Source organism: Kocuria sp., from assembly GCF_030530945.1.
In the GTDB taxonomy this organism is placed as follows: domain Bacteria; phylum Actinomycetota; class Actinomycetes; order Actinomycetales; family Micrococcaceae; genus Kocuria.
The window spans coordinates 250071-263080 of sequence record NZ_JAUMTZ010000004.1; the positions used below are offsets into that span (position 1 = coordinate 250071).

A 13010-nucleotide genomic window follows, 5' to 3' on the forward strand; every position below is an offset into this window, starting at 1 on the left:
CGGTTCGCCTGGCTCCTGGGTGTTACGGGAGCCGGGGTGCTTTTCACTGTGCGCTGAACGAGTTCGGCCCCCACTGACGCCCTCGGGAGGCCCGTGCCAGAATGACAACCATGACTTCTGCTATCGCGACGCACAAGGCCACCATCCACACCAACCACGGCGACATCGTGGTGGAGCTCTTCGGCAACCACGCCCCCAAGACCGTGAAGAACTTCGTGGGCCTCTCGGACGGGACCCAGGAGTGGGCCGACCCCCGCACCGGTGAGAAGCAGGACGGACCCCTCTACAAGGACGTGGTCTTCCACCGCATCATCAAGGACTTCATGATCCAGGGCGGCGATCCGCTGGGTCAGGGCATCGGCGGCCCGGGCTACAACTTCGACGACGAGATCCACCCCGAGCTGAACTTCAACGCCCCCTACATGCTCGCCATGGCGAACGCCGGCACCCGCAACGGCCGGGGCACCAACGGCTCCCAGTTCTTCATCACCACCGCTCCCACCACGTGGCTGCAGGGCAAGCACACCATCTTCGGCGAGGTCGCGGACGACGCCTCCAAGAAGGTCGTGGACGAGCTCAACAACGTGCGCACCGGCGGCCAGGACCGCCCCGTGGAGGACTGCGTGATCACCTCCATCGACGTGGAAGCCCTCTGAGCCACCACGCACCACGGCACGAAGCCCACCCGGTCTCCGGGTGGGCTTCTCCCATCTCCGGGAGAATAATCCCCCGGACCACACCACATGCCGGAGAAGACATGAGCACTGAACCCCACGACGAGCAGGACCGGCACGACCTCCCGTGGTCGGGGAACTCCCACGCCGGGCCCGTTCCGGCGCCCCGCTACGGGCAGTACCTCCCCGGCAGGGAGGGGACGGGTCCCGCGGAGACGACCTCGCGCACTCCGGGCGCCAGTCCACGAACGGGAGAACCCGTTCCCACCGGACAGTGGACCGGGGCGGGTCCCGGGCTCCAGGGCCCCCACCGGCCACGGCGTCGCACCGGGTGGCCCGTCACGTGGGTCATCATCGGGCTCTGCATGCTCGTGTGGGGCCTGCAGTGGCTGACCCGGCTGTTCACGCCCTACGACCTCTCGACCATCCTGGGGTACGCGCCAGCCCTCACCCAGGTGCAGCCGTGGCGGCTGCTCACGAGCGCCTTCGTCCACGCCATGCCGTCACCCGTGCACCTGCTGCTCAACATGTACACGCTGTACCTCTTCGGGCGGATGCTCGAACCCCTGCTGGGGGCGTGGCGCTTCGCGGCACTGTTCCTGCTGTCCGCGCTGGGCGGATCGGTGGGCGTCCTGCTGCTGGGCAACCCGTGGGTACTGGTCATCGGTGCCTCGGGTGGCATCTTCGGCCTCTTCGGCGCCATGTTCGTGTTCGTGCGCCACTTCCGGCAGGACATCACACCCATCGCGGTGCTGATCGCCATCAACCTGGCCTTCGGCTTCCTGGTGGGGGGCGTGGCCTGGCAGGCCCACCTGGGAGGGCTCGTGACCGGGGCGGTGGTGGGACTGCTGATGCTGCCAGGGCTGCGAAAGCACAGCTAGCGGCAATCCACGCGGAACTATCCACAGGGCTTGTCCACACCTGTTAACAACTTACAGACGTGTAATTCCACAGCTGTGAACACGGCTGTGGATACGGGATCCGGCGCCGCAGGGCCCCAGAAGCGCACATGTTGGTCGAGATATTCACACTTTTCTCCACACCTGTGGACAACTTTCGTGCACCGGGTGGGGAGAACCCCTCGCGGTGATCTCACCCACAGGCGAGGGACGAAGCGAATAATTCAGGAAAAAGCGGTGTTGCACCCATTCGTGCCCCGGAGTGGATGCATCCCGCGCGATCGGCGCGGGCCTGGCTGCTGCTCAATCGTCTCCGTCCAGCCCCCGCTCCGCTCGGCGCGCTCTCCCTCCGAGCGCTCCCGTCCCCGATCCCCGAAAGGCCGCGCGGTCATGACCCACCTGACTCCCGCCCGCCGTCGACTCGCGCTGTTCGCCCTCGCCCTGGGTGGCTTCGGGATCGGCTGCACGGAATTCGCCTCCATGGGGCTGCTGCCCCAGATCGCCCAGAACCTCATGCCCGACATCTTCGGGGCCTCGCCCGAGACGGGGATCGCGCGCGCGGGGTGGCTCGTGAGCGCGTACGCCGTGGGCGTGGTGGTGGGCGCCCCCCTGATCTCCTTCCTGGCGGCGAAGTCCTCCCGGACCGTGATGCTCCTGGTGATGGCCTCGATCCTGCTGGCCGGGAACCTGGCCTCGGCACTCGTGCCGACCTTCGGGTCCCTGCTGGTGGTGCGCTTCCTCGCCGGTCTTCCCCACGGTGCCTACTTCGGGCTGGCCTCCCTGGTGGCGGCCACCGTGATGGGGCCCGGCAACCAGGCCAAGGGCGTGGCGCTGGCTCTCTCCGGTCTCACGGTGGCGAACGTGGTGGGCGTGCCCGTGATGACGGCCATCGGCCAGAGCTACGGGTGGCGGATGGCCTACGGTGCGGTGGCGGTGATCTTCGCCGTCACGGTGGTGGGTCTGTGGCTCACCGTTCCCCGCCAGGAGCCCATGCTCGGGGCGAGCCGCCGCGGCGAGCTGCGCGCGTTCTCCCGACCCCAGGTGTGGATCGTCATGGCGGTCGCGGCCGTGGGTTTCGGCGGGTTCTTCGCCATCTACACCTACCTCTCCCAGATGGGACGCGAGCTCGCGGGTCTTCCCGCCGGCGCCATCCCCTGGCTGCTGGCCGTGGTGGGCGTGGGCATGACCATCGGCAACGTCATCGGGGGTGTCAGTGCGGACCGCAGCGCCCGGCGCACCATGGCCGTGGGCTTCCCGGCACTGGCCGTCGCCCTGCTGCTGATGGGCGCTCTCGGGGGGTCCCCGGTGGGAATCTTCGTGGCCGGGTTCCTGATGTCCCTGGTCAACTCGTACATCATGCCCAGCATCCAGAGCTGGCTCATCACGGCCGCCGGCCCCGCCGAACTCATGGGTGCGTCCCTGAACCACGCGGCGTTCAACGTGGCCAACTCGCTCGGTGCCCTCCTGGGCGGCGCCGTGATCTCCGCCGGGTTCGGCTACCGTTCCCCGGCTGTCGTGGCCTGCGTGCTCGCCGTGGCCGGCGCACTCCTGGCCTTCCTGGGCGTTCAGCGTCAGAAGGCCGACCGACGCCGCCGCCTGGCCTCCGGGCATCCCGTCACCTCGTCCCAGACCGCCGTCTAGGTGTCGGAGTGCGCACCCACGACGCCCTGCGGGCACCGGTGAGGACGTCGGCGGACACGCACGGCTGAGGCGGGTCCGCGGACACCGAGGCCACGGCTGCGCAGACCCGGGGCGAGGGGCCCCGGCAGGGGGCTGGCGTCGTCGGCGGATGTGCCGCGCGGTCTCATCCGATCAGGAAGTGACCCGCCAGCAGGAAACGGCCGGCGTCCAGCAGCATGAGCAGCGAGGCGGCTCCGAGCAAGAGGGTGACCAGGGAGTTCACCCACGGGGACACCCTCTTCCATGCGCGCTGCATGAGGCGGGAGAACCGCTCCTGGCGTCCGAGCAGCGTGAGGAGCACCAGCAGGGTCAGGGGCAGCTGGCTCACCAGCGCCCAGATCACCCATCCGGCCACCACCACGGCGGATGGCTGGGCGGCCGCGACCGCCACGTGGACGTCGAACGGAAGGTCGAAGACCACGATGCCGATGAACACGAGCGCCGTGGCATACAGGGCCCAGGGGTTCGTGGCCCCCGGCTTCTCCGGGGCCGGGTTCTCGCGCGCCCGGCGGCGTGCGACCACCCGCCAGATGGCATATCCGCCGACCACCACGGCGAGGCCGGTCTCGATCCAGGCGGCCACTGCACCGTGGCGGACAAGACCCCACCAGTCCACGCCCTGCAGCCCCGGTCCCACCAGGAGGGTGAGCGCCACGCCCCACGCGGCGGTCCCGCCCAGCAGCAGCAGGGACGCGCCCACGGTGTGGCGCCGTCGGATCCCGGTTCCCAGCGCAGCCGCCATGATGACCATGGGCGCCGGGTCGAAACCCGCCGCTGCGGTGGCCAGAACGGTGCCGAAATATTCCGTGAGATTCACGTTTCCCTCAGCTCTGGGAGGGCGCGGCCGCGAAGGCGGGGGAGGTGCGCCCCAGCCACTGCAGAGCGGGTGAGAGCTGCGCCTCCCACAGCGCCACCCGGTGCCCTCCACTCTGTGACACGTTCGACACCAGGCTCGTGGGGGCCGAAACCGCGGGCGCGAACGCCTTCACGGCCTTGACGGAGATGCTGTCCTCCCCGCCGGAGAAGAACCAGATGTGCACGTCCGGCTTCTCCCGGCGCACGATCCCCGCGAGGTCGTATGCCCGGGGGTCCGCGGTCTTCCACTGCTGGCCCGGCGTGTACATGGGCCGGAAGTATCCCGCGAGGTTCACGCTGGTGGCCCAGATCTCGGGGTGGCGCACGGTGAACATGGACGAGCACCACCCGCCGGCGCTGTAGCCCAGGGTGGACCACGCCCTGCGGTCCGTGGAGACGCGGAGGTTGTCGCGGATCCACGAGACCACGTCCTGGCTCACGTACGTCTCCCACCGCCCGTGGGTGCTGTCCACGCATTCGGTGTCGTTGTTGCCGGGGTAGACGTCGGGGATCACCACGATGGACTCCCGCATGCTGCCGTCCGAGACCGCGGCGCGGATGTGGTGGGCGATGTCCATGGCCTTCGTGTACGTCCTCACGTCCCCGGGGAAGCCGGTGAACGCCGTGATCACGGGGTAGCTCCGCTCGGGGTGGGCCATGTAGGAGGGCGGCAACCACGCGGTGGCCTCCTGCGTGATTCCCGAGCGCTCCCCGGCGATCGTGAAGCTCACCCACTGGCCGGAGGTGTTGCCTGGATCCAGCTGCGATCCGAAGGACGCGTTCTCCACCGGGCGGGTCTGCTGGGAGGAGAACGCCCGGTGGGGCAGCTCCCGCAGCGCCGTCACCGCGGCCGGGGCGGCGCCCGCGCTCGCCGTGGTGACCGGGCCCCCGCCGTCGGAGAAGAGGTCACCCCAGCTCGAGTACCACTGGTTGTCCATGTTCATCTTCAGGAAGATGCCCGCGAGCGCGAGCACCACCACGAGCACCACGCACACGAGCTGCACCAGGTACTTGCCCACCCCCGGCCTGCGCTTCCGGGGGAGGGCCAGCACCGTGTAGGCCAGGAGGAGCACCGCCGCCACCGTGACGGTGATGAACAGGGGCCAGCTCGTCAGCTCGAAGAAATCCACTGCAGACCGCTCGTTTTCCGTAGACGTCCGTGGCGGTTGCCCGTTGCGGGGCCCGTTGGTCCGCTCGCGCACGGGACGACACCGTACTGGGACAGCATAGGGACCCCCGTTCCGTCCCTGGTGCTCCCCGTGCGGCGGACAGCGAGTTGCCGGGAGATGCCCAGGTGGCAGGCCACCGCGGGCCTGGGGCGCACCCAGGAGCGCCTGCGGCCGGGAGCCGGGCGGACGGCGTCGTACGCCGGGGAATGTGCAGGCGACGATGCGTGCCTGCCGTGACGGGCAGGGCATACTGGGGCACCATGACGTTCGATGTGATCCACACGGCCGGGCTCCTGGTGCCGCAGCTGCCGCCCCTCAGCAATCCCGAGCAGCTGCTCGAGCAGCTGGGCCCGTGGGCGCTCGCGGGCATGAGCGTGATCGTGTTCATCGAGTCGGGACTGCTGTTCCCGTTCCTGCCGGGTGACTCCCTGCTCTTCACCGGCGGACTGCTCCACCAGGCGCTCCACGTCCCCCTGTGGCTGATGGTCCTGGTGCCGTTCGTCGCGGCGGTCGCGGGTGACCAGGTGGGGTACTGGCTGGGCCACAGGTTCGGGCGCCGCTTCTTCCGGGACGACGCCCGGTTCCTCAAGACCAAGTACCTCGCGCAGACCGAGGAGTTCTTCCGCAAGTACGGCGGCCGCTCGATCGTGCTGGCGCGCTTCGTGCCCATCGTGCGCACCTACGTCCCGCTCGTGGCCGGCGCCGCACGCCACCCCTACCGCGAGTTCGTGGGCTGGAACGTGCTGGGCGGTTTCCTGTGGGTGACCGTGATGGTGGTCGCCGGGTCCCTGCTGGGCGGCGTCCCCCTGATCCGCGACCACGTGGACCTGATCGCGATCCTGATCGTGCTGCTGTCACTGATCCCCGTGGGCATCCAGATCCTCGTGAGCATGCGGGACAAGGGCACGGAGGACACCGCCGGCGGGCGCCGCTAGGGGACGATGGTGAACTTCACGGCTCCGCCCCCGCCGCGCTCGGCGAGGCGCATCACCTGGAGCGTCTCCTCCAGCGGGTGCACGGGACCCAGGCAGTAGTCCACCGCCACCTCGCCGTCCCGGATCCGGCGCACCGCCTCGCGGAAGCTCACGAGACCGGGTTCGGACTGGGCGGCCACGGAGCCCTGCAGGCGCACGCACTTGCGGAACACCTCGTAGACGGGCACGGGTGCCGGCTCGAAGCTCTCGTACAGCCCGAACCACCCCACGACGCCGCGGTGCGCCACGATCTCCACGGCCTCCGCGCGCAGGGCGTCCGAGCCGACGGCCTCGACCACGAGGTCCGCCCCGGCACCGTCCGTGAGCTCGGCGACGACGTCGGGCAGGCTCTCGTCCGGCACCCGCACCGTGCGCGCCCCCAGGTCCCGGGCGATCCGCAGCCGCGACTCCTCCCGGTCGGAGACGACCACCTGCTGGAAGCCCCGCCGCAGGGCGTCCTGGAGGAAGAACAACCCGGCGGATCCCGCGCCCATGACCACGCACGTGCCGGCGTGGCGGGCGGGCACCTCCGTGGGCCAGTAGAGGTTCATCGCGTAGAGGCACGTGCCCATCTGCTGGGCCATGAGGTAGCGGCGCATCTCCGTGAGGTCCTCGGGGTCCACCTCCTGCGGCAGCGACACGGCGTGGTCCTCGTCCAGGAGCATGAGCTCCGCGAACGTTCCCCCGAGCTGACCGGGTGCCAGGCACAGCACGGCCGTGCCCACGGGGAACAGGTCGGAACGGGTCTCCACCACGACCCCCACGCCCTCGTGCCCCGGGTAGCCGGGCAGGTTCGGGGCGTCCGGGTGGAGGGTGCCGTGGAACACCGAGTGCAGGTCCGATCCGCAGACCGACGCCGCCACGATCCGCACCACGAACTCACCGTCCCGGGTGGGGTGGGGGTCCGGCCACTGCTGGATCTGTACGGTTCCGGTGGAAGGGACGTGTGAGGCGCGCACGCGGGTGCTCCTTCGTGACGGGCGGGTGGGTCGATGACCCCGGCGGTCCCCACGGTACGACCTTCCGGGTGTTGCGGGAATCGCACCGGGGGTGTGACAGGCGACCCCGGTAGCCTGTGACGGTGAGACTTCCCCGCGCCCTCGCACCGTTCTCGTCCCCCGCCTACACGGTGCTCGCGACCGCCATGGCCGCCAGCGTGTTCGGGTCCGGTCTGTGGGCGGTGGCCCTCGTGGCCCGCGTGATGGCACTGGGTGGTTCCGCGGTGGACCTCTCCCTGGTCACGGCGGCCGGTGCGGTGGGCATGGTGATCTTCGTGCTGCTGGGCGGCGCGGCCGCGGACAGGTTCCGGCTGGGTCTCATCCTGCGCTGCGTGGAGGCGGCCAACCTGGTCACCGCCCTGACGGTGTCCGTCCTGATCTGGACCGGATCCCTGGCCCTGTGGCACCTGGGCGCCGCCGCCTTCGTGTTCTCCGGGGCTGTGGGGTTCTTCTACCCGGCCTACTCGGCGGCGCTGCCCCGCATCTTGCCGCCCGGCCAGCTGCTGGCGGCCAACGGCGTGGAGGGCACCGCCCGCCCGCTGCTGCAGCTCGCCGCCGGACCCGCCGTGGGAGGGCTGCTCGCCGGTCTGGCACTGCCCGGGGCATCCGTGCTGGCCATCGCCGTGTGCCACGCCGTGGCCCTGACGTTCATGCTGCGCCTGCGGCTCCCGGGGCGGGAGGCTGGTGCGGTCCCGGTCAACGGTGCACCGGACCCTGGGTCACCGGTTCCCGGGCCGCCGTCCCCGGCACCCGAGGGGTCCGGTGCGGGGTCGAGCATCCTGCGTGACATCGTCGAGGGGTTTTGCTACTGCCTGCGGACACCGTGGCTGCTGTGGACCCTGCTGTGGGCCATGAGCGCCATCTTCCTGTTCACCGGGCCGCTCGAGGTGCTCGTCCCGTTCCTCGTGGTGGACCGGCTGGGTGGGACCGTGGCGGGCTACGGCGCCATGCTCGGGCTGTACGGGATCGCCACGGCCGTGGGGTCCGGCATCATGGCGTCCTTCCAGCTGCCCAGGAAGTACCTGACCACCATGGTCTGGCTCTGGGGCTTCGGCACCCTGCCGTTCGGTCTGGTGGGCATGACCCACTCCTGGTGGGTCATGGCGCTCGCACTGTGCGTGTTCGGCGCCACCGGCGGTGCGGGCCAGGTCATTTGGGGCACGCTGCTGCAGCGCCGGGTCCCGGGGCACATGCTGGGCCGCATCTCCTCCCTGGACTTCTTCGTGTCCCTGCTGCTGATGCCCGTCTCCATGGCCGTGGCGGGTCCGGTCTCCCAGGTGCTCCCCCCGGTCGCCATCTTCTGGGGAGTTGCCTTGCTGACCCCTGCCCTGGGGGTGCTGGCGGTCGTCGCGGGCCGGATGCACCGGGACCAGGCCGAGCACCCCCTGCGCTGACACCCTCCCGCGACACAGCCCCGCGACACCGGACCGCGGGGCCCGGGCACGACGACGCCCCGGGGCGCTGGGAGCGCGGGCCGGGGCGTCGTGGGGAGGAGCGTGGGGACTAGTCGTGCATGTCCTCGAGCTCCACGTTGGTGGTCTCACGCACCATCTTGACGGTGAAGACCAGCGAGACCAGGGCGAAGAACGCGTAGATCCCGTACGTCAGTCCCAGCGAGTAGTTGGAGAGGGACGGGAAGGTGACCGTGACGGCCCAGTTGGCGATCCACTGCACCGCACCGGCCACGGCCAGCGCAGCACCGCGGATGTGGTTGGGGAACATCTCGCCCAGCAGGACCCACATGAGCGGGCCCCAGGAGACGCCGAAGAAGACCACGAACAGGTTGGCGGCGATCAGCGCCACGGGGCCCGCCACGGGGCCGAGGTCCGGGGTGAGCTGACCGTCCACCATGACCTTGCTGGCGGTGGCGAACACGATGGCCATGACGCCCAGGGTCACGGCCATGCCCGCGGATCCCACGAGCAGCAGCGGGCGGCGTCCCACGCGGTCCACCAGGAAGATGGCCACGATGGTCACCACCACGTTCACCACGGAGGTGGCCACGGAGATGGCGAAGGAGTCGGACTCCTTGAAGCCCACGGACTCCCACAGCACGTTCGAGTAGTAGAAGATCACGTTGATGCCCACGAACTGCTGCAGCGCGGCCAGGCCGATGCCCACCCACAGGACGGGCTTGAGGCCGGCCATGGAGCCGCGCAGGTCCGAGAAGCGGGGCTTGCGCTCGTTGTTGACGGTGGTGCGGATCTTCTCCACGCGGGCCTGGACGGCGTCGTCACCGTGGATCCGGGAGAGCACCTCCTGGGCCTCGTCCTCGCGGCCCGCCGAGACCAGGAAGCGCGGGGACTCGGGGATCATGAAGGCCCCGATGCCGTAGAGCACCGCGGGGACGGCCATGATGAGGAACATCCAGCGCCACGCCGCGAGGCCCAGCCACAGCTCCTGCGAGGCGCCCCCGGCCCAGTTGGCCAGCAGGGCGTCCACGAGCAGGGAGAGGAAGATGCCCAGTACGATCCCCATCTGCTGCAGGGAGCCGAGCCGCCCGCGCAGGTGGGCCGGGGAGACCTCGGCGATGTAGGCGGGGGCGATCACGGACGCCACCCCCACGCCGATGCCACCCACGACGCGCCAGAAGACGAGCCACTCGATGCTCTGGGTGAGCGCGCAGCCGATCGCGGAGAGCAGGAACAGGACCGCGGCGACCTTCATGACGGGGATGCGCCCGGCGCGGTCTGCGATCCGCGACCCGAAGAACGCGCCCACCGCGGCACCCAGGAGGGCGGCGGCGACTGCGAAGCCCAGCGGGCCGGGTCCCACGTCGAAGGTCGACTGGATGGAGGAGACCGCGCCGTTGATCACGGCGGAGTCGTACCCGAAGAGGAGGCCGCCGAACGCGGCCACGGTGGTGATGCGCACGACCGCACCGGTGTTCGTCTGATGACGTTCCGGTGCGTGTGCCTGTGCCGGATGACTCATCCCGCAGCTCCCTTGCTGTCCTGAAGTCCGATGCTCACGAGTCCCCGCCCGGGAACGCGCCGCGGTCGGAGATCTGGTCGCGGTTCTCTGCACCCGCCGGGGCGGTGTGCGGTGCCTGTCGGAACAGGTGGAGCGGCTGCCGGGAAGGACAGTGTCCCAAGGATAGGACCCGACCCGGGCAATGTCCACGAGTCGAAGACAACTCAGGCCGTCGTGTCACCGGATGCCACCTCACACCGGCAGCGGTGTTCGGCTTCGCGCCAGCACGAGGGCGCCCAGCAGGTGGGCGTCCGCCCCGAGCAGAGAGGGGACCGCGCGCACGCGGGTGCCGCCCTCCGGTGTGCGGCGCCGCACCACGGCCAGCAGCGGGTCCAGCAGCATGTCACCCGCTCGGGCGAGATCACCGCCCACCACCACGAGCTCCGGGTCCAGCAGGTTGCACAGCTGGGCCACCGCGCCCCCCAGCAGCCCTCCGGTGTCCGCGACCACCCGGCGGCAGCCCGGATCGCCGGCCAGGGCGGCGTCGACCACCTGGGAGACCCCGGGAAGGGGCTGGCCGGAGGTGGCCACCACGTCCAGCACCGCCGAGGCGGACACGAAGGTCTCGAGGCAGCCCCGGTTGCCGCACCGGCACAGCCCGGCACCCTCGTCCAGCGTGAAGTGCCCGATCTCACCGGCGCAGCCGTGGGCACCCCGGTACAGGCTGTCCCCGAGGACCAGTCCGGCGCCCACGCCGTGGGAGACCTTGAGGTAGGCCATGTCGCGCACGCCGCGCCCGGCACCGAGGGCGTGCTCGGCCACGGCCCCGGCGTTGGCGTCGTTCTCCACGACCACCGGGCAGCCCAGTGCCGCGGCCGCGCCGGCCGCCACGTCCGTCCCGGCCCAGCCCGGCAGGATGCTGCGTGTCCGGGGACTTCGCCCTCCGGTGGGCACGGGTGCGGGCAGCGTGAGTCCGGCGTGCAGCACGCGGCCGGGGTCGATGCCCAGCCCCTCCAGCAGCTCGCGCGCGGTCTCCCGGACGGTGCGCAGGACGTCCTCGGCGCCGTGCTCACCCGGCAGGTCGATGCGTCGGCGGGCGGGAAGATCCAGGTTGAGGTCCGCCACGGCCACCTCCACGTGCCGGTGACCCACGTCCACCCCCAGCAGGTGCCCGGCGCCCGGGCTGAAGCGGATGCGCTGCCCGCGCCGCCCCCCGTGCTCCGGGGCGGCGACCAGGAGGTCGCACGCGGTGAGCTCCTTGACGATCGAGGAGACGGTCGACGGCGCCAGGGCCGTCTCCCGTGCGATGCTCGCCTGGGTCACGGCTCCCGTGGAGCGCACGGCGTCCAGGACGCGGCGGCGGTTGGCCACCCGGAGCCCGGCCTGGGAGCCGGGGGAGGCGGGCGGTGCCGTGGCCACGTCATGGGCGGGGCGCCCCACCGGGCTGGGTGCGGGGACGGATGCAGAGACGGGTGGGGCGGCGCGGTCGGGTGCAACCCGGGCGGGGACGGGGCCAGTGCGGTGGGGCCTCGACCGTGGAGAGGACGTCATCGTCATCTTCCGTTCTCGAAGATTTTCTGAGGCCTGAGTGTAGTCACCGTTCGACCACCGCAACCCCTCCGCCCAGAGGGACCGTGCGCGCGACTCCACCGTTCGACACATCGGTCAGCCGTGTCTAGACAATGCGAATACATATAAATATTCAGTGATAAAAATCTATTTGTTTGTTTTTTGCGTGAGTGTTTCACGTGGAACACCGGCGGGTCCGCGCCACACGGCCCACAGCGCGCCCGTGTCAGGTTTCACTCGGTGTCTCGTGTCACCATTGACCCATGACCACTCCGGCGCAGTATTCTTCCCCCTCGCCGGGCGGGTCCCCGTGGCACCTGCCGCAGTTGCGCCATCGCGTGGCCGTTCCCCTGGTCGTGATGCTGCTGACCGCGACAGCTGGTCGTCTGCTGGTGCTCTCACCGCGGATCACCGACGGGGAGACCGCGTTGCTCGAGGGGCTCTCCCAGCATCGCAACGTCCTCCTGGACGCCATCGCCACCGTGGCGGCGCTCGCGCTGTCCAACGGCGGGGTGGTACTGATCATCGCGGCCGTCATCGGGTGGCTGGCCGTGCTCAGGCGCCGTCCGCTCGACGCCACGGGCTTCGGCATCACCGCACTGAGCGGGTGGGCGGCCGTCGGCCTGGTGAAGCTCGCGGTGGGCCGACCCCGCCCCGTCGTGAGCGGTGACTCCCTGGGCGCGGTCACGGGGTCCATGTCCTTCCCCTCCTCCCACGCCGGTGCCGTGGTGGCGATCGTGCTCGGCCTCGCACTGGTCTCCCGGCGGCCCCGCAGCCGCCGTGCGCTCCTCCTCTGGGGCACCCTGGCCGTGGCGGTGGTGGCCGCCGCCCGCGTGTACTCCGGGGCCCACTACCCCCTGGACGTCCTCGCGGCCCTGCCCGTGGCGTTCGTGGGAACCATGGCCGGCGCGTCCGTGGCGAACACGGTGGTCCCGGCACTCGCCTACGGCTTCTCGTGGCACCAGGCCGGCACCACCGTTGCGGCCCCCGCCACCCGGCGGACCACCCCGGTTCCCGCGCGTGAGCAACCCGCCGCCGCAACTGCAGCCGCGTCTGCCACGGCCTCGCACGCCGACCGGCGCACAGTCCGGCCCGCGAGCGCCCGGCACGACGATCGGGCGGACCGCGCCGCCTGAGCACACCGCGCGGCGTCGTGCCCCGCGGCGCTCCCGGCTCGGATGCACGGACCCCGTTCCACGGACGACGGCGGGCGCGGGCCCCCCGACCGCCCCGCCCCGCGCCGGGGGGCGGCCGCCCCCCGGCCGCGGGGGGCGCGGCG

At 70.9% G+C, this 13010-nt stretch carries 11 protein-coding genes; 6 read left to right on the plus strand and 5 right to left on the minus strand.

The window, feature by feature from the left end; genetic code table 11:
* Window positions 1-101: 101 nt before the first annotated feature.
* From Q4A22_RS06290 to Q4A22_RS06300, 3 genes are all read left to right on the plus strand, one after another.
* Window positions 102-656, plus strand: a complete 555-nt coding sequence (locus Q4A22_RS06290) for a peptidylprolyl isomerase (RefSeq protein WP_303177877.1) — start codon at window positions 102-104, stop codon at window positions 654-656.
* Between the two features lie 101 nt (window positions 657-757).
* Window positions 758-1555, plus strand: a complete 798-nt coding sequence (locus tag Q4A22_RS06295; protein WP_303177878.1) for a rhomboid family intramembrane serine protease — start codon at window positions 758-760, stop codon at window positions 1553-1555.
* A 408-nt stretch (window positions 1556-1963) separates the two neighbouring features.
* Window positions 1964-3214 (plus strand): MFS transporter, encoded by a 1251-nt coding sequence (locus tag Q4A22_RS06300; RefSeq protein ID WP_303177879.1) that lies wholly within the window; start codon window positions 1964-1966, stop codon window positions 3212-3214.
* Between the two features lie 163 nt (window positions 3215-3377).
* Here the strand turns inward: Q4A22_RS06300 and Q4A22_RS06305 are convergent, their stop codons facing one another.
* Both Q4A22_RS06305 and Q4A22_RS06310 read right to left on the minus strand, forming a co-directional pair.
* A complete protein-coding gene (locus tag Q4A22_RS06305) occupies window positions 3378-4070 on the minus strand; it encodes a hypothetical protein (RefSeq protein ID WP_303177880.1) in 693 nt (230 codons plus the stop codon).
* 7 nt (window positions 4071-4077) lie between these two features.
* Window positions 4078-5238: an esterase family protein gene (locus Q4A22_RS06310; RefSeq protein WP_303177881.1), complete on the minus strand. Its 1161-nt coding sequence runs from the start codon at window positions 5236-5238 to the stop codon at window positions 4078-4080.
* A 299-nt stretch (window positions 5239-5537) separates the two neighbouring features.
* On the opposite strand from Q4A22_RS06310, the gene Q4A22_RS06315 reads away from it, so the two are divergent.
* Window positions 5538-6212: a DedA family protein gene (locus Q4A22_RS06315; RefSeq protein WP_303177882.1), complete on the plus strand. Its 675-nt coding sequence runs from the start codon at window positions 5538-5540 to the stop codon at window positions 6210-6212.
* On the opposite strand, the gene Q4A22_RS06320 is transcribed toward Q4A22_RS06315, so the two are convergent.
* Window positions 6209-7210 (minus strand): zinc-binding dehydrogenase, encoded by a 1002-nt coding sequence (locus Q4A22_RS06320; protein ID WP_303177883.1) that lies wholly within the window; start codon window positions 7208-7210, stop codon window positions 6209-6211. The genes Q4A22_RS06315 and Q4A22_RS06320 overlap by 4 nt on opposite strands.
* 122 nt (window positions 7211-7332) lie before the next feature.
* On the opposite strand from Q4A22_RS06320, the gene Q4A22_RS06325 reads away from it, so the two are divergent.
* Window positions 7333-8643 (plus strand): MFS transporter, encoded by a 1311-nt coding sequence (locus tag Q4A22_RS06325; RefSeq protein ID WP_303177884.1) that lies wholly within the window; start codon window positions 7333-7335, stop codon window positions 8641-8643.
* A gap of 109 nt (window positions 8644-8752) precedes the next feature.
* Here Q4A22_RS06325 and Q4A22_RS06330 read toward each other — a convergent pair whose 3' ends face one another.
* Window positions 8753-10183, minus strand: coding sequence for a sugar porter family MFS transporter (locus tag Q4A22_RS06330; RefSeq protein ID WP_303177885.1), 1431 nt, complete (start codon window positions 10181-10183; stop codon window positions 8753-8755).
* Window positions 10184-10414: 231 nt separating this feature from the next.
* Window positions 10415-11581 carry an ROK family transcriptional regulator gene (locus tag Q4A22_RS06335; RefSeq protein ID WP_303177886.1) on the minus strand — a complete coding sequence of 389 codons (1167 nt, stop codon included), beginning with the start codon at window positions 11579-11581 and terminating at the stop codon, window positions 10415-10417.
* 413 nt (window positions 11582-11994) lie between these two features.
* Between Q4A22_RS06335 and Q4A22_RS06340 the strand changes: the two genes are divergently transcribed.
* Entirely contained in the window at window positions 11995-12867 is an 873-nt protein-coding gene (locus tag Q4A22_RS06340) for a phosphatase PAP2 family protein (protein WP_303177887.1), read from the plus strand.
* Window positions 12868-13010 lie beyond the last annotated feature (143 nt).

Coding starts and splice junctions, on each gene's coding strand:
- Q4A22_RS06290 (WP_303177877.1), top strand. CDS start 102: ATGACAACCATGACTTCTGCTATCGCGACGCACAAGGCCACCATCCAC.
- Q4A22_RS06295 (WP_303177878.1), top strand. CDS start 758: ATGAGCACTGAACCCCACGACGAGCAGGACCGGCACGACCTCCCGTGG.
- Q4A22_RS06300 (WP_303177879.1), top strand. CDS start 1,964: ATGACCCACCTGACTCCCGCCCGCCGTCGACTCGCGCTGTTCGCCCTC.
- Q4A22_RS06315 (WP_303177882.1), top strand. CDS start 5,538: ATGACGTTCGATGTGATCCACACGGCCGGGCTCCTGGTGCCGCAGCTG.
- Q4A22_RS06330 (WP_303177885.1), bottom strand. CDS start 10,183: ATGAGTCATCCGGCACAGGCACACGCACCGGAACGTCATCAGACGAAC.
- Q4A22_RS06340 (WP_303177887.1), top strand. CDS start 11,995: ATGACCACTCCGGCGCAGTATTCTTCCCCCTCGCCGGGCGGGTCCCCG.